Annotated in this window: 17 protein-coding genes; 11 read left to right on the top strand and 6 right to left on the bottom strand. The window is 45.6% G+C overall.

Annotation, left to right across the window (positions count from 1 at the left end):
* Positions 1-42: 42 nt before the first annotated feature.
* The gene (locus tag WBG78_RS22940) at positions 43-1,233 is read left to right on the top strand and encodes a peroxiredoxin family protein (RefSeq protein WP_337328838.1); all 1,191 of its coding nucleotides are present in this window, start codon (positions 43-45) and stop codon (positions 1,231-1,233) included.
* 145 nt (positions 1,234-1,378) lie between these two features.
* Here WBG78_RS22940 and WBG78_RS22935 read toward each other — a convergent pair whose 3' ends face one another.
* Positions 1,379-1,867 carry a hypothetical protein gene (locus WBG78_RS22935; protein WP_337328837.1) on the bottom strand — a complete coding sequence of 163 codons (489 nt, stop codon included), beginning with the start codon at positions 1,865-1,867 and terminating at the stop codon, positions 1,379-1,381.
* A 143-nt stretch (positions 1,868-2,010) separates the two neighbouring features.
* On the opposite strand from WBG78_RS22935, the gene WBG78_RS22930 reads away from it, so the two are divergent.
* Together WBG78_RS22930 and WBG78_RS22925 are read left to right on the top strand one after the other, a co-directional pair.
* On the top strand, positions 2,011-2,544 hold the full coding sequence (locus WBG78_RS22930) for a MepB family protein (RefSeq protein ID WP_337328836.1): 534 nt from the start codon (positions 2,011-2,013) through the stop codon (positions 2,542-2,544).
* A gap of 91 nt (positions 2,545-2,635) precedes the next feature.
* The gene (locus tag WBG78_RS22925; RefSeq protein ID WP_337328835.1) at positions 2,636-3,397 is read left to right on the top strand and encodes a leucine-rich repeat domain-containing protein; all 762 of its coding nucleotides are present in this window, start codon (positions 2,636-2,638) and stop codon (positions 3,395-3,397) included.
* 490 nt (positions 3,398-3,887) lie between these two features.
* On the opposite strand, the gene WBG78_RS22920 is transcribed toward WBG78_RS22925, so the two are convergent.
* A complete protein-coding gene (locus tag WBG78_RS22920) occupies positions 3,888-4,988 on the bottom strand; it encodes an acyltransferase family protein (RefSeq protein ID WP_337328834.1) in 1,101 nt (366 codons plus the stop codon).
* A gap of 270 nt (positions 4,989-5,258) precedes the next feature.
* Between WBG78_RS22920 and WBG78_RS22915 the strand changes: the two genes are divergently transcribed.
* From WBG78_RS22915 to WBG78_RS22900, 4 genes are all read left to right on the top strand, one after another.
* A complete protein-coding gene (locus tag WBG78_RS22915) occupies positions 5,259-5,507 on the top strand; it encodes a response regulator transcription factor (RefSeq protein ID WP_337328833.1) in 249 nt (82 codons plus the stop codon).
* Positions 5,508-5,685: 178 nt separating this feature from the next.
* Entirely contained in the window at positions 5,686-6,018 is a 333-nt protein-coding gene (locus tag WBG78_RS22910; RefSeq protein ID WP_337328832.1) for an ArsR/SmtB family transcription factor, read from the top strand.
* A complete protein-coding gene (locus WBG78_RS22905; protein WP_337328831.1) occupies positions 6,015-6,500 on the top strand; it encodes an SRPBCC family protein in 486 nt (161 codons plus the stop codon). The genes WBG78_RS22910 and WBG78_RS22905 overlap by 4 nt, the downstream gene beginning before the upstream one ends.
* Before the next feature lie 10 nt (positions 6,501-6,510).
* Positions 6,511-7,209, top strand: coding sequence for a DUF998 domain-containing protein (locus WBG78_RS22900; RefSeq protein ID WP_337328830.1), 699 nt, complete (start codon positions 6,511-6,513; stop codon positions 7,207-7,209).
* A 63-nt stretch (positions 7,210-7,272) separates the two neighbouring features.
* Here the strand turns inward: WBG78_RS22900 and WBG78_RS22895 are convergent, their stop codons facing one another.
* Together WBG78_RS22895 and WBG78_RS22890 are read right to left on the bottom strand one after the other, a co-directional pair.
* The gene (locus tag WBG78_RS22895) at positions 7,273-8,466 is read right to left on the bottom strand and encodes a porin family protein (RefSeq protein ID WP_337328829.1); all 1,194 of its coding nucleotides are present in this window, start codon (positions 8,464-8,466) and stop codon (positions 7,273-7,275) included.
* 517 nt (positions 8,467-8,983) lie between these two features.
* Positions 8,984-9,847 carry a hypothetical protein gene (locus WBG78_RS22890; protein WP_337328828.1) on the bottom strand — a complete coding sequence of 288 codons (864 nt, stop codon included), beginning with the start codon at positions 9,845-9,847 and terminating at the stop codon, positions 8,984-8,986.
* A 415-nt stretch (positions 9,848-10,262) separates the two neighbouring features.
* On the opposite strand from WBG78_RS22890, the gene WBG78_RS22885 reads away from it, so the two are divergent.
* Together WBG78_RS22885 and WBG78_RS22880 are read left to right on the top strand one after the other, a co-directional pair.
* Entirely contained in the window at positions 10,263-11,027 is a 765-nt protein-coding gene (locus tag WBG78_RS22885; RefSeq protein ID WP_337328827.1) for a helix-turn-helix domain-containing protein, read from the top strand.
* A gap of 253 nt (positions 11,028-11,280) precedes the next feature.
* Complete coding sequence (locus WBG78_RS22880; protein WP_337328826.1) at positions 11,281-11,676, top strand: DUF1398 domain-containing protein; 396 nt, start codon at positions 11,281-11,283, stop codon at positions 11,674-11,676.
* Between the two features lie 11 nt (positions 11,677-11,687).
* Here the strand turns inward: WBG78_RS22880 and WBG78_RS22875 are convergent, their stop codons facing one another.
* Complete coding sequence (locus WBG78_RS22875) at positions 11,688-12,674, bottom strand: AraC family transcriptional regulator (protein ID WP_337328825.1); 987 nt, start codon at positions 12,672-12,674, stop codon at positions 11,688-11,690.
* 227 nt (positions 12,675-12,901) lie between these two features.
* Here WBG78_RS22875 and WBG78_RS22870 point away from each other — a divergent pair, with 227 nt between their 5' ends.
* Complete coding sequence (locus tag WBG78_RS22870; RefSeq protein WP_337328824.1) at positions 12,902-13,444, top strand: cupin domain-containing protein; 543 nt, start codon at positions 12,902-12,904, stop codon at positions 13,442-13,444.
* A gap of 35 nt (positions 13,445-13,479) precedes the next feature.
* Here the strand turns inward: WBG78_RS22870 and WBG78_RS22865 are convergent, their stop codons facing one another.
* A complete protein-coding gene (locus WBG78_RS22865) occupies positions 13,480-14,223 on the bottom strand; it encodes a hypothetical protein (RefSeq protein ID WP_337328823.1) in 744 nt (247 codons plus the stop codon).
* A 330-nt stretch (positions 14,224-14,553) separates the two neighbouring features.
* Between WBG78_RS22865 and WBG78_RS22860 the strand changes: the two genes are divergently transcribed.
* Positions 14,554-16,950, top strand: coding sequence for an ABC transporter permease (locus WBG78_RS22860; protein WP_337328822.1), 2,397 nt, complete (start codon positions 14,554-14,556; stop codon positions 16,948-16,950).
* Positions 16,951-16,996 lie beyond the last annotated feature (46 nt).

Below are 16,996 nucleotides of genomic sequence, written 5' to 3'. Positions count from 1 at the left end.
CTTTAATGGAGCACAGCCGTTAGTGAATAAACAATCAAAACCATGTTAGCACGAATTATCCCGGCAGTTGCCTGTTTTATAATCTGCACAACCACTTTTGCGCAAAAGGAAGCGATGACAAACTTCCTCAGATCTGCATCCGCCAATCTCGGCAGGATCAAAGCGGCATCTTACTTTTCAATAAGGGTCGCCAGCGCCCCGGGCGACAGCTTACAGTTCACGGCGCCGAAAACAAGCTATAGAAAGATATTTATTAACCCCGCCGATAGTCTCGTCGGCTCCAGGACCCTGAGCTTCTCAGAAAGCGATACGACTAGGCTGATCGACTTCTACAATGGTGTAGTGCGAGGGGACATCAATTGGGATAAACAGAATGTGGTAATCGACAGTTTCAAAAATCAGCATGCTCCATTCCGGCTCGTCTATTATCCCTTCTATACCCAGATCAATGAGATCATTAAGTATGCATTAAGCACAAACGATAAAATTGTCACTGATTTTAAGGATTACGGTGATTCGGTACACTTCGGTCTGAAAATCATCAACAAGCACATGTACTTCGTAATCAAACCAAAGCAGATCGAGAACGAGTACATTCCTAAAGACGAAGTTTCGCAGTACGATATCTGGTTCTCGAAAACGGATGGCATGCCTTACCGGATGCGAAGTAAATGGCATCACACAACTGTTTTTGAAACATGTGAGAATGCCAGGTTTAGCACTACCGGCAGGAATTTCAATGAGCGACAATACTATCCTGCCTACTTTGAAATCAGCCAGTATGTGCGGCGTCAGCGACCTGAGAGTAATCTCATTGGTAAGAAGGCCTCCGAATGGATACTCATGGACATGAATCAAAATCAGATAAAACTGAGTGATCTGAAGAGCAAAGTATTGCTGGTCCAGTTTACGGGAGTCGGGTGCGGTCCCTGTCATCAAAGCATTCCGTTTATCAAACAGCTGATGAGCGACTACAAAACAAAAGATTTTGAATTTGTAGCCATTGAGACGTGGAGTAATAACATCGAAGGACTTAAAAGGTATCAACAGAGGAACGAACTCAATTTCAAGTTTCTGAAATCTAATGAAGAGGTGATGAAGAGCTACGATATTTATAGTGTTCCCGTTTTCTTTATTCTCGATGAGAAACGCATAATACGGAATATAATCAATGGATATGATCTTAAAACGACAAATTCGAAGATTATTGAAGGTATAAATGAGTTGTTGTAAGTAAGCCGGTTGCGCGACTTCAAAAATCGCCAGATGGCGTCGTCCAACCAACATACTTTACATTTTACATTTATAGTTTTGCATTTTGCGGTTGCATTCCTCCACTTCAAAAAGAAACTCTTCGACCTTAAAACCATCATTTCCCTTACCACTCCAGACACTCAAAGCTCATTGGAATACCATCAGAAGGCGACTCATTAGAGTACCTGATATCATACACATCGCCGGCAAAGTGCAACACTGACAGGTATTCTTTTCTCGCGACTTCCGGCTTCCGGTCTGGATATACTTTGAAGACAATTTTTCCATACGTTAGATAGAAATCCTGTTCACCAGGACGCATCAGCGTGACAAAAGGAAGTTCTTTGCCATCAACGATTACGCTTTCCTTCTTGCACCTCGCGACTTCCCACGACAGATCAGGCTGCGTCCATTTCATCGCCTGAAAGTATAACCAGTGTGCCTCCATCGCTTTCGACAGATTGTTCGGATGGCTCCTTATGAAAATGATATCCTGTGGAATCGAATCCATGACCGGAAACAGAATCGTTCCTTCAACACTGATAGTCTCGTAGGTTTGTGCGATAGTGTTTACGAAACATGACGATAAAATGACCGCTATAAATATGCGCATGGAGCAGCAAAACCGGAATAAAAAGACGATTCTGAATTTAATAAGGACGAACTAAATATAGGAACATATTTTTGCTAGTCCTTAGTCTTTTGTCCTGAGTCACTAGTAGTCTGAATTCAGCCCTCAAAGTATTACCTTTGAGAATGACACCCACGCAAGTCCATTCCATGGATATGTTAAGCAGCGACTTGATGCGTCTGAAGGAGCACGTCTACAATAAATGTGGCTTAGCTCTGACGAACTTCAAACGAGGTGTGGAAAGTGAAGAATATGATGCCTGTTCATTCGTCTTAAACGGCAGGCCGGTTCAATACCGGGCTTCTAAGATTACACCAGCGAAAGCCGGTCAGTTTGTAACGATATGGAGAAGGAACAAAGCCGGTGTCACAGAACCATTTAATATCAATGATGATTTGGATTTTGTGATCATTACTTCAAAAAGGTATGTAGATTTCGGCCAGTTCATTTTTCCAAAGTCAGTGCTGGTAGAAAAGGGCATACTAACTGTCGGAAATAAAGAAGGCAAAAGAGGGATCAGAGTTTATCCGCCATGGGATGATCCTTCAAACAAACAAGGCGAAAAAACTCAAAGTTGGCAGCTGAAGTACTTTGTTTCAATTAAAAGTAATAGCGTAGCTGACCTCAACCTGATAAAGGAGTTGTTTGAATTGAAGTAAATGCAATTCATTTTCTGTGTCTGATTTGTATTAATGTTTTATCCAGTAACGACACGAGTTTTAGATAAGCCACCGACCTGCTTGAATTAGTATGGACGACAATGTACCAGTGATTGAGAATGACGTTCAGGACAGAAGTTCACTTGCATGGCGGAAGCTTTGTGACTATGTGGATAAGGTTGCCGCTGAACGCCGTGAAGAATTTGCTCCCTTCGAAGAACTGGGGCCGGAACTGTTTGCTCAGATACACACTTTGCCCGAGACTATTGCAAAGATGAAAAGCGTGAAGAGAGTGTTGCTATACGGAAGCAGCCTGAAACGAATCCCTCCCGAGATAGGAGAGATGGAAGCTCTTGAGTATTTTGATCCTTACACCTCATACGACCTGCGCTGGTTTCCCTACGAGATTACAAACTGCAGAAATCTTACGAATAGCAGGGTGAGTACCCGCGCCTTGTTCGGCAACTTTAAGAACAGGATGGTCTTTCCTGACCTTGCAAATAGTCCGGTGAGATATTCTGGAGACTTAGTCCTATGCAGTGTTTGTAAGAAGGAATTATCATATGATCAAGTTGATCAGGTTTGGATTTCTTTGCGTGTAGGCACTGACGTGTTGCCACTATTGGCAAATCTGTGTTCGCGCGAATGTGAATCCAGGCTGCCTCTACCGCCAAAGGGTTATGTTCAGTCTGCCCACAAGGGCGGTGCCGAGCTGAAGCAGCCCACATATGAGGAATGGGCGGCGGCACACGTTGTTAAGTTTACCGATAAAGAACTTGAAGAGCTTAAAAGAAATGAAAGCCAGCCTCGGAAAATTCTGAAGTTAATCCGGAAGTTGTGGGATAAGAATTGAGAAGAAACAATGGATGGTAGCAAGTCAACCGTACGTCGAGCAGTATAAATTGATTGTTGCAAATTGGAAGACAAAGTGATTCTTGAAAGCAGGTCACATTATTGGCAACGTTCTTCGTTGATGCTATTGATTATGCTGGCGTCATGCAGCACGAAACGTTCACCGTCGGAAACAAAGTCTATGTTGATTGGCAGATGGGAAACAGTTACGAACAACGAATTTGAAGTCTCATATATATTTAATGATTCAACAATTGAATGTGAAGAGTTCGTCCAGTGCGGACCTTATAAAATATCTGACGAGGATAGTCTCACAATATATGGTGTTGATACAACGGCAGCAAAAATCACGTTCTCGGAAAGTGGCAAAGGACTTATGCTTACAACTGTGGATTGGCATTTGCGACTCAGAAAGATCCAGTGATTTAATTCCTGGAAGTTTAAGTGAAAGAATAAAGTCACATGAAGTGGCCAATGCCCTCTAATGCAAATCAAACCTCACTGCTGGATTTGCCCTGGATTCTCTTCCTCGCCAGGTACTTCCTCACCGGCACATCGTACAATACCATCGCCAGGTAGGCAAATACCACCAGGAACACTACGCCGCCAATTATAATTAAGATTAACTCACCCGACTGCGGCTTTCTGTTCGTGAAGTAATTTCCAAAGATCCATATGCCCGCATAATGCGTCATATAAAGTGGGTAGGATATGTTTCCTGAGAACTTGCAAACTTTCTCCCATCGTGGCGATATGCTGGAACCTGCTCCAAGCGAAACCATCAACGGAAAATATAGCAGTACAATCAGCACTTCCATCAGCCAGTCTAGCCTGGACCATGGCATAATAAACGCCAGGAACAAAAGAACAGACAGACCTGCAAACCCCAGTGAGTTCTTAGAGATCCAGTTCGATCGGTAAATCAACAGCCCTGCCAAAAACGAATAGGCTACACGCGCACCGCCGTCTAAGAAGTTATCTTTTGACCATCCGCCGAGAAGATTCCCAGCCCGATAGCTAACGACACAGATACCTGCCGCGGCAAGTATAGTCAGAGCGGTGAGCAAACGACGGCTCACCTTGTAAAGAAACAGTGCATAGAATGCATTGGCAACGTACTCCCAGAAGAGAGACCACGAAGGAGCATTGAAGGCAAACAGATTGAAGAATCTCTCTCCCATCACCGGAAATGGGATGAGAAGGAGAGAACAAATGAATAGCAATGCTACCTTGCCAGTATCAAAGTCGATGGGTGAGGCAAATGGATCCAGAAAGAAACCCAGCAATCCTAGTACTGACCCCAGAACCACAAGGGGATGCAATCTGATCAGCCTCGCTTTGAAAAATTCCGCGATTCCCATTTTGCCTATGCGATCATCGTAGGCGTATCCGATCACAAATCCCGACAGGCAAAAGAAAAAGTCGACGGCCAGAAATCCATGACCAATAAAATTCGTGCTCGGATCCGTGAACACCCACTCCATAAAGTGGAAGATGACAACAGCGAGCGCAGCTACGCCTCTTAATCCGTCGAGAATGAGAAAATGGTGTTTCGCCTTTAAGGCGTCCGGCCCCGCTTTTACTTCGGTCATCAGTTGTATTGAGTTGTCGTGCTCAAAAGAGTGCGGCAATTTAATAAAGACTTCGCGGCATTAGTTGATTGGTGCCACCGCCCCGTCGGGTTCAATGCCATTCTGTCCCTGGATTTATCCATTTGCCATAGGTGAATTTCACAACTCGCGAGGAAGCTCCCTGATCGAAATTTCTGAAAATGCATCATAAGTGTTAGTGAATGCAGGATTAGCGTTAGATCTCGCGGACTGGCCTGATCATTTTTGCCTACCCATTAAAAGCTAATCAAAATGAAGCCGATCACACCCACCGAAAAAAAGATCCTGGAGCTTCTTTCTGTAGGATACTCCACCTGTGACGTTGCCGCAACTCTCGCCGTCAGCAAATACACCGTGCTGAGCCATAGGCGAAGCCTCCTGGGAAAGTTTGGAGCCAACAACTCTGTGCAACTCGTAACGATGGCCATCAGGGACAAAGTCATTGAACTAAACGATCGGGAGCCGAATCTGCAATGTGAAGCCGTCGACGCATCGAGGTAAACATTGCCGTTCTCTGAAGTAGGTTGGTGTATTTGCCGAAAGAACAGTCGCCTGGTTCGCGATGTTCAGTATGCCAGACCATGAGAAAATAGACAACTGATCTTAAAAAAAAATGAGCGACGTCTTGCGCAAGTGATTACTTGCGCTTATGTTTGCAACCATATAGTTGCACTCAATAATGTTAAAGCAAGCCCGCAGAGACGTATTTCATGCTATCGCTGACCCGACACGAAGGGCCATTCTTGCGCTACTGGCGCTACAGGCTATGACGCCAAATGCTCTCGCCGAGCATTTCGATACTACCCGACAGGCAGTATCTAAGCATATTCAGGTTCTTGCCGACTGCCAACTACTCAAGCAGGAACAAAATGGTACGCAGATCTATTATCACCTCGATCCAACAAAGATGAGAGACATCGACGAATGGCTGGCACCGTTTCGCAAACTGTGGAGCGATCGGTTTAACAGACTTGATAAAGTACTGGATAAAATGAAACGTGAAAAGAAATGATTACAACAAACGAAACAAAGATCGTGGCAAAACCCGGTCATCAGGACCTTTTCATCGAACGTGAATTTGAAGCGCCCAGGGACTTGGTGTTCCGGGCCTTCAGTGAACCCGACTTGCTGGTTCAATGGCTTGGCCCCGACAATCTCACGATGGAGATCGATAAATTCGATAACCGTTCCGGCGGCTCCTATCGTTTCGTTCATATCGATGAGCGCGGAAACAGATATGGGTTTAATGGTGCTATTCACGAAGTAGCTCCACCTGAACGCGTAATCCGGACTTTTGAGTTTGAAGGACTGCCCGAGCGAGGCCACGTCGCCATGGAAATTGCTCTTTTTGAAGTATTGCCTCACGAACGAACCCGGCTGAAAATACAAAGCATATTTAAGTCTGTCGAAGACCGTGATGGAATGATTGCCTCCGGAATGGAGCGCGGAATGAATCAGAGTTACGCTAAACTTGACGAGTTGCTAAAGAAATAAATTGAAAGTCATGACAGTCATTGCGCAAGTAAATACGACTTCAGGCGTCAAGGTGCTCGCCGCGAAGTTATCTATTATCGCCGCCTCAATTTCAATTGTTGCATTGTTTGGTCTTCACGTGCTAAGTCCGGAATTTGGCCCATCCTGGCGAATGGTAAGCGAGTACGCGAATGGCAGCTTCGAATGGCTTCTCTTTGTGTTCTTTATTTTCTGGGGCCTCAGTAGCTGGGCGCTTGCTATTGCGCTGTGGCCTTACGTTGCGTCAGTTGCCGCAAAATTCGGAGTGATTGCGCTTGTAATTTCAGGATTGGGTACAATACTGGCAGCTTTCTTCAATGTGAATCATCCGCTGCACGGACTTACCGGCACATTGGGAATTCCCACATTCGTGGTTGCCGCCCTATTGGTATCATATCACCTTAGAAAGAAAACTGATTGGACGGGTAAAAAGAATGTGCTTATCTGGTCAGCTCATGCCACATGGATGAGTGTGGTTCTTGTAGTGGTGACGATGATCATTATGATCAATGGCTTTAAAGAGGCAGGTATTGTACTTGGGCCTAGTCAGAAGCCTCCTGCCTCGGTGCCCGTGGGAGTGGTTGCTTTAGTAGGTTATGCTAACAGGTTATTAATAGCTGCTTATATTGGATGGTTGCTGTTAGTCAGTTCGGTGTTGCTTAATATTTATAAACTAAGATCGTCGGATTAAATCCGTCGGCATTAGGTTGCTGATCTGTCGATGCACAATACCCCTATAAGCTTTGATGCAGGACTAGAACCGTAGGGCAACCAACGCCTGAAGGTTATTAACCGGCGACTTCAGATAGGCACGCGAGGCAGGCACAACACCATTCGTGTGTTCGTAACGAAACTCAACTTGTATTCCAAGTCTGGAGTTGAGCGGTATGTTCGTTCCAATGCCTCCCCAATAACCCATCTCGGCAGGCTTCACCTCGAAGTCGGCCTGGAGAAATTCAATAATTGATGACTGTGCTGGTTCATACCAGGTAACTTTTGAATTTACATTGAAACTAAATGAACCTCCCGCGTTTACATACGGCACAAGACGACGACCCTTGAACATATACTTCAAACCTACCGGTACCTTCAACTGATCCAGATCCATCTTCATATAGTCGCTGCCTGGATGAAACTTGCTTTCAACCACGTAGGCGATAGGCGAGTAGTATGCGCCAACGGTCACAGCAAGTCGCTCGCTTACCCGGGGAGATATGAAGTCAAGTGTGACACCAATCATAACGGCAGTGGCCTTTGTGGTGCCTGCAATTGCTGCGGCAGCGCCTTGCGCGTCTTTGAAGTTGAGCGATGAAAAGTTTACACCACCTCCAACGGCAAATCTCACTTCTGCCCACGGCTTCTTCTCCTGAAAGACAACAGACGATCCGCCGACACATTCGTTGTAGTCGTTGACCACCTTTGTAAGCGTTCTCTTCTCTAGACGACTGTTTTCCAATGAAGTTGTCACGATGCGACAATCCGCCATGAGCATATTCAGCGTCGCGATGTGCATGTTGTCATAGCGCATAACGCGTTGTCCGTCCACATACTGGTCCTTCGTGTTGTTCAATAACTCAGTAAGGTCGCCACCCTTCTTTTGTACCCAGAAGCGATCACGCATTTGATACAAAGTAAGATTTCCGGCAACCACGACCTCCATAAAAACAATCTCCAGTTTGTCGCCGTCTTTGATGGTTTTTGATTCAAAGCGCTTGTCACCTATGAAGCCATAAGCGATCAGATCTTTTGCAGTGTAGGTTGTAGCCTCTGCGGAAGAAGATGTTTTAAAATCGCAGCTGCTATGAGATTTTCCGCCATCGCGAAAGTTGACCAGCCCTGAAATGCTGTCACGGTTTTGAGTAATCACAAAACCATTTCGATAATCGGATTGACAAAAAGCTTCCAGGCAAAGAACTAGTGCAATTGCTGTAAATAAGAACGACTTCATTAGGATAACTTTGGAATAAATGGTGGATAATGGGAGGTGTGTATTTAGCTAACTAATTTCACTTTCACAGTGCTGATAGGACACTAAGATAAGGACTTTGGCTTTGAGATCCGCATGGAACTTATATCAAGCATTTGTATTTGAGATCCCGTTAGGGATCTTTTGATCAATAGCAAGCACATGGATTTGAGATCGCGTCAGGGATCTTTGATCAATAGCAAGCACATGGATTTGAGATCGCGTCAGGGATCTTTTGATCAATAGCAAGCACATGGATTTGAGATCCCGTTAGGGATCTTTGATCAATAGCAACAAATTGAGATCTGTGAGAAGCGTGTCGAAAATGAGCCTTCCAAGAATTACAAACTTCATTCGACACGCAATGCACGCAATAAATTTCGATCGTGATGCACTATTATTTGTCAAATCGCAAACTGAGAGATAACCAACGCACTTCCCAACCGACGATCGTCACTATATAAGTCCAGTTTCATTTCCCTCAATCAGGCTGTGGGTCTTAAGTTGGCCCTTCGTCACTACCACTTGCTGCGTTATCAGGTTTGTCTGATTGACAAGCACTTTTAATACTCTCATTGGCAGCACTACCTGGAGAGGCATGGCCAGATGCTTTCTTCAACATCGCATCAATTTCCGCCTTCGAGGTGGGAGCATATACGACTTTGCTAAAGCCCTTGTTCGAATCCTTTTTTGAAGCCCCTGGCAAGCCTTGCATTTGTTCTAATATGGCCGAAGCAGATATTAGAGGAATTTTCACGTGCTCCTCTTTTAAAGATTCACCCTGCCCGGCCAGTGGAATTCTTACTGTCCTCTTCGCTTTATTCCCCGCCATATCTGTGGCTGTTACAGTAAACACAGTTCCTGGAACGCTATCGTTTCTTACCGTGGTGGCCATACGCCACAATCCTCTTTTGCCTCTTGGCAACGCATTGCCCTCTTCTATAATAGTGCCATCGGCTTTTGCTATCGTAATGGATACTGCCATCACCTTAAAATCGTCCCATGCCCGCACCCTGATAAGCTCTCCGGGAGCACCCGTGTAGGTCAATAGATTAACTTCGCGAACTTCAGGAGGAGTGAGCACGTCCTTCATCGCAACAGCATTCACGCTGGTCCTGATGGCATCAACACCCTTAGAATAGATGGCACTTACCTGGGAATGGGCTGTGGCATTCCTGGCATACTCGATAGCATATTTAAACACACGCTGTTGAGCGATCTGCTTGTCGGAATCGCTCTTTCGCTTCGTTGGATAGTTTGCCGCAATGACAATACCGCGCTTGGTGTATTGTTTGAACACGACGTTCTTTCCCAGAGCGCCGGAAAATCCTTTCAGGAGAAAATTATTGGTAACGATTGGCATAATAGTAATAATAAGGAAAGTGGATGAGGGTACCATTAAAAACCGGAAATATATTTTCCGTGCACAGTTCGTTTACTGTTCGTTCATCCTTCGTGCTTTTTAATCAAAAACGTTGAAATTGAATCTAGAAAGGCGTTTTAAGTGCGTAAAAACGCAAATAATGGCTAAAAAAATGGAAGATTGATTCCATCCAGTGCCGTTTGGGTACTGATTATCAGGGTCTTGACTCTTCAGCGGTCCCCCTTGACGCGTTTGCATTCGGGCCGTCTTTCTGACCGGCGCCATTCAATAATGGCGCTCTGAGGCCAGAGCAAGAAGCTATATAAGTTAATAAAACCGGCCCGGGTAGCCGTCGAAAATCTGCTATTTTAAGTCCTTGAAAATGTGCCCTGCAAAAGTACATCGACCCTGCATTATGAAGTTTGAAAAGCACTTTCCATCACAACAATTGGAGCCCTACATCAGGTTCTTCGTTGTATCGGAAAATACTGCTGCGCAAACCTACAAGGTGTTTCCAACTTCTGCTCTGGTCATGGGTTTTCAATACAGCGGCAGGCTTTCATCTGTTAACAACAATGGCGAGTCAACGCTCTCCCGTTCGGGCATTACCGGTTTGTCCAGCACCTATAAAGTCTTCAGAAACTCACCAAACATCGGGACGATCCTCGTCTACTTTACCGAAACAGGGTTCGCTCATTTCGGTTCGCATCCAGCCCATGAGTTGTTTAATCTCAGTGTTTCACTTGACTATATCTTCGACAGGTCTCGTGTCATGGAAGTGGAGGAGAAACTGGCGATATCAACTACTGACAAACAACGCATCCGCATCGTTGAACATTTCCTGATTTCACAACTCACAGAGATTCAGCACGACAAACTCGTCGTCGAAGCGGTCAGACTTATTTATGAGAGCAAAGGTGGTATACGCATCAAAGAACTAAACGAGAGACTTTCTATTAGCCAGAGTCCGCTTGAGAAAAGGTTCAGAAAAGTCGTTGGGACAACGCCAAAAAAGTTTGCATCCATCGTTAGACTCAATCACGTGATCACCAGCCTGAATAAGACAAAATCATTAACCGAGATTTGCTACGACAACAACTTCTTTGACCAGGCTCACTTTAACAGAGACTTCAAACAATTCACCGGCGAAACTCCTGAAAATTTCAAACGCCTTCTTTGACCGGTACATCCGGCAATACCAAGCGCATGCCAGGCATATAAATTGCCATGAACCGGAGCTGGACCGAATTAATGATCACCTGGTTTCTAATTAAACGACTTTTTACAATTCCGGCGGTTTCGCATGCTGCAACTTTATGTCGTTGTATTTCGCTCCATCAACAAGCGATCAGAATATCGTCCGTGTTTTGACAAACGACACGTTTTGAAATGGTCGCTTTCGGCATTTGTTCATCCAACCAAACTAAAGCAACATGTTTACCATCGATCAGATCAAAGCAGCTCATAGCAAAGTTAAATCGGGTGCCGACTTTCCCGCCTATGTCCGGGACATCAAACAACTCGGTGTAATCTACTATGAAACATTTGTCTCCGATAATCATACCGTCTACTACGGTATAAACAATTATAGAGCTTCATCACCGCCAAAGTATGATGCGCTGACGATCGCCGACAGGTCGGATGACTCACAATTCAGGACTGAACTAAAGGCCCATCAACAGGGGAAGAGCAATTACTTTACATTCTGTAAGATTGCAGCCAGCCTGGGTGTTGAAAAGTGGATAGTATCTGTTGAAGAGATGACCTGCACGTATTTTAACAAGGCAGGAGATAGGATCCTCGTCGAAGTGATTCCTGATGTCAAGTGACTAACATAATATCAGTTCATTAGTTCCGAAGGATTGATGGAGAATCTTTTCTTAAATGCGGCAGAGAAGTGATTGGGATTCTTAAAGCCAACGATCCGCGATACATCGGTAACGCGATGTTCCCTGCTTTCAAGCAACTGCCTCGCGTGGTCCATTCTCAACTCACTGATATATTCAAAAACGCTTTTGCCGAAAGTTCGCCTGAAGGTCATCATCAGCTTGTTGGTATTGGTTCCAAATCGCTTCGTGATCGAGTTAAGCGTATGGTCTTCCAGGAACGATGACATCAGGTAAGACTTCACCGCATGTGCAAGATCAGTACCCTTCTTATTTGGAGTCGTGTCAGCGCGATCATTCCCCTTAAAGAGCGTATGCAGTTGTATCAGCATGATCTGCGTGATGGATGTTTCGATCATCATTTGCCCTAATTGTCCATCGAAGGGACAATTGAAAATGTTGTGCAGCGCCTGGTCTTGCATCAGGGTAATCGGCGTGAACTTATCGCCCAGCATGCTTTGACCACTCTCTATTTGCATGCGCAGATTGTCCGACCACGTCTCGTTGTCAGGCAACATGGGAAAGAGTTGATGAGGAAGGACAGAAAGATGTGTAACTCTTACGTATTCGTGGGCGAGCGCCTTGTGGATAAAGATGTTGTCAGGATCGTATTTGAAATTCTGCGAGCCGGTAAACGACTTGATCCGATGCCCCGACCTGGTCGCCGAAGTTTCAACGGTTCCCTTCTGCATAAGACATACTCCAACGGTATCCAGTCCCTGCCCGGTCTGATTTTCGAACACGACGTCCTGGCTGAATTGCCCTTCGTAAATACGCATTGAATAGTGTGGCAGGTACATGTCACGCACCATCATTGGATTTGCCATGTCGTCTGACTGGTACACAACATTCAAACTGCCCATAGGCACCGGCGCAACCTTTGGGTCAAGGACGGAAATAGTCGGCAGATCATAAGTAGCGTGATTGGACTGCGGCTTCATAAAGAGGGGAGATGGGAGGTCAAACGGCAAAGCGCCACTAAAGTTGCATCTGGGATGTGTAGCAATCCGACCCTGCAGGTTTTGTACTCCGATCCCAGAGGACTAATGCCACTCTCCAAAATTGATTCCGCGTACTACATCCTCCATTTAACGTACGTCCCTTTCCACGCTCCTCCGTAAAATGTCATTGTAGAAAATATTTAACTAAATTATTCAACCTCCATAACATGAAACGCACCATCGTAAACCCCGTCATCAAAGACACCGTCACCTTCCTCAACACCGCCCGCGAATCCGCTAAAAGACTAACAGAGATCGAGATCACCTTGCTGCCCGGTGGAGGAAATACATTGCACTATCACAAGACCTATTCGGAAACCTTCACTGCTGTTGATGGCGAACTGGGCGTTCGAATCGGCAAGAATGAAAGACGCCTTCTTAAACCGGGCGAAAGCTATACGGTGAAGCCGATGCAGGTTCACGCATTCTTTAATCCTGGCAAAACCACGATACGTTTTAATGTGAAGATCCAACCGGGTCATGAAGGTTTCGAAAATACCCTGCGTATTCTTTACGGATTAGCCGAAGATGGTTTGACAAATGAGAAGTCTATTCCGAAAAGTCTTACACATACGGCGGTGATCGTAACAATGAGCGACATGAGCGTTCCAGGACTGCTTACACTTTTGTCTCCGGTGTTGAAGTGGCTGGCCGCCCGCGCCTCGGCAAATGGAGTTGAGAAGCAATTGCTTTCTAAGTATTGTTATTGAGATAGCATTGCGTTAGATATTGGTTGAACCAATGCCTAAAGCGCAATACGCAGCCCGAAGAACAAGCCATTATTATTAACGTTGAGCATCCATGGATCGGTATACTTAAAGTAGCTGTACCGGTAAGAAGCAATCAGGCCTAATTTCTTTGTTAGCTGATAGCAATACTCCAGCTTGGCCGACATCAGCACACTTTGTCCTGCGAAAGTAAAGCTTGTGAAATTGCCTCCGGAGATTTCATCATGCTTACGGGTAATCACTCCAACCACCGGTAGTGATACTTGCAGACTGAGCGTACTTCGTTTGCCAAGTTGATAAGCGAGGTTTCCAGTCAGCGTCAAATAGGATCCAGTTGATGAATATTTTCTCTGATTGGATGGAATGCCCGGATAATAATCAACATTCGTCACTATGGTATGCAGACCCATACCCAACGAAGGCTTGAACTTCTTGCTTTTTGTTTTGAGATTAAACAGGTAGTCGTAGTTGATGAAGATATTCTTGTTGTTCCCGTCCGGATAAGCGGGGGCGTGTATTTTACCACTGGAATAGGTGAAGTCAATAACATGCTGCCCCTTTTGCTGAAAGCGTGTATAGGTAGAGTTGAAAGCGAGATTTGTTCCGGAATACTCGTAGGGGAGTTTTAACTGATCCTTTCTTAAAGTGGCGTCCAGGCCACCCGAGAACGACAAGGTTGAAGACCTGAGACTGTCTTGCGCACACACAGTTACTGATAATGCCAACGCCGCCGCGAGGCATATTGAAAATGTCGTTCCCATAGTTGTTGACGTTTAGTATTTGAAATCTCAGAAATTCTGAAACTCTGTTCCGTTTTGTGATTTTATCTGTTGATGTACAATGACAACGTGAAAATTTTCTGTCCGTTAACGGTGGATCATCCTGATAATTGACCCTCCGACCTATGATGCAGCAGGATCGTAAATAGTTTGGGGATGAGATGAATAAATTTGTAGCGCCCTTGGCCGTATCCGGTAATCGATTGACTTCTGATGGTCGGCCATCTGATTTTTTTCGCCATATTATAGTCCTTTCGCCTTGGGTAATTTTCAGCACGCTGACACGTTACCCATTAACTAACCCTCGACCCGATGATCTTAAGCTATTTAAAAGTTGCCCTGCGAAATGTGTTAAAGCGCAAGGCGTTCACGTTAATCAACATTTTCGGTCTTGCTATCGGCGTTGCAGTTTGCCTGCTGATCGGTAAGTACATCTCCTTTGAAACCAGCTACGATAAGTTCCATGCGAAGGGCGAAAGCATCTATCGGGTTATAGATTCATTTTATACCGGCAGCGTTAAGGATGAATATGATGGCTATGATCTCGGTCCTGCACTGGCCGCGACGTTTCCGGATATTGAAGCGTTCACCCGCATTCACGGCAATGGCAGTATGGTGTCTTTTACTGACCAGGGAAAGGAATTCAGATATCGCGAACCTCGGATGCTATTTGTCGACAGCGCCTTCCTGAAGATGTTTTCATTTAAAATAGCGCGCGGTGATCAGTCATCCGCGCTAAGAGGTGCGAACTCCATCATCCTTACTGAATCAATAGCAGCAAAGTATTTCGGCGATAACGATCCGATTGGTAAGATCATTCAACTTCACGACGGCTGGGCACCTGGTCCATATATTGTTATGGCGGTGATCCAGGATCCGCCGGAAAACACCCATTTTATCTATGATTTCCTCCTTCCCATGCACACGCTTCTGCAAACGGAGTTCTATCGCGGACAGCATGAACGATGGGACAACTTCCACACCTACGTTCAATTAAAGGACGATGCCGCGATTGATAAGCTTACTGCCAGCACCCCACGATTTATTCAAACGTATCGCGGCAGCGACAAAGGCATCGGGGCGAACACCTCATTGCAGTTTCAACCCTTGTCCTACATTCACTATTCTCCCGATCTCAACAAGCCGGACACTCATCTTGCGACGATTTATCTCTTCGCCACTATTGCTCTTTTTGTACTGTCGATTGCGTGGATCAACTATGTTAACCTGGCCACTGCAAGGGCCATCGAACGCGCGCGTGAAGTCGGCGTGAAGAAGGCGATCGGAGCGTCAAGAAGGCAACTCGTCATTCAATTCCTGGTTGAGGCGGGACTAATCAATTTTGTAAGCGTGCTGCTCGCTGCCGGAATTGCTCTCCTGTTGTTGCCTGTACTCAACAGTATTACAGGAAGGTCTTTCCAGCTTGATCTCGGTGAACCTGGCTGGCTCGTTACTCTTGGCATTCTGTTTACCCTGGGCACAGTTGTATCCGGCGTGTATCCGGCCGTTGTATTATCATCATTCAAAACAACAGAAGTAATCAAGGGCAAAATACGGGAGGAAAGCAACCGCTGGTCACTGCGGAACGGTATGGTCGGTTTTCAGTTTGCCTGCTCGTTGTTATTGCTGGTGGCTACATCAGTAATCTTTCGTCAGGTGAACTTCATGAAAGATCAGGATAAGGAATTTAATACGAAGCAGACGATCATCTTAAAAGGACCGGAACTCGGTGAGGCAAAAGATAGTCGGGAGAGGATGTCCTCATTCAGAAATGAACTGCTGCAGTATCCTTTTGTCAACAAGGTAGCCACTTCGTTTTCCGTTCCGGGCGAGAATCCTTCAATCAGTACAGGTATGCGAAAGCTCGGCGCTCCCGAAAGCGATAACCGCGTAGGTGATCTTTACTGGATCGATCCCAACTTCATGGACCTTTATGGCATTGAGCTCCTGAGCGGTGAGAGCTGGGATCCTCAGGCGAAAATGGACCCTGAATCGGTGATCATTAACGAGGAGGCAGTGAACGTGTTTCAACTGGGAGACAGCGAGTCTGCACTTCGGGAGAAACTGATCCTTCCCTTTGATACGGCGCGTATCGCTGGCGTTGTGAAGAACCACCACTGGAACTCCATGAAGAAACCTTACACACCAATGATCTTCAGGTGCGAGCAAATCTCCGGTGCCAACGTCTCCCTTCAGCTCAACGGAAGTGTGCATCAGGCGATTGCTCAGATAGAACAAAAGTATAAGGCCGACTTTCCGGATAATGATTTCAGCTATTACTTTCTTGATGATTTCTATCGTGAACAGTATCATGAAGAGGAGATATTCGGAAAGCTGTTCACCGTATTTTCAATACTCGCGGTGGTCATAGGATGCCTTGGCCTCTGGGGACTTGCAACATTTGCTACACTGCGCAGGCGTAAGGAGATCAGTATCCGCAAAACATTAGGAGCAACGGCATATTCCATTGTTGTGTTGCTCGTCCGACAATTCCTCAAACCACTCGCCATTGCAGGTGCCGCTGTTCTTCCCTTGGCCTGGCTGCTGGGACGCAACTGGCTGGAGACATTTCCCTACCGCATCGATCTGTCTATTGACCTTATGATCCTTCCATTGGGAATATTACTGCTGGTCGCCTTGATCACCGTTTCGTATCAAACGCTGAAAGTGGCACATGCTAATCCAGTGGACTCGTTGAAGGGCGAATAGTGCACACGATCAGATTAAAATTTCATAGAGTATAGAGATAGGTTAA

The sequence above is a fragment of the Chryseolinea sp. T2 genome (assembly GCF_037203685.1).
Lineage (GTDB): Bacteria > Bacteroidota > Bacteroidia > Cytophagales > Cyclobacteriaceae > Chryseolinea.
The sequence above is the reverse complement of the archived record's forward strand: the minus strand, read 5'-3'. Positions and strand labels throughout refer to the sequence as shown.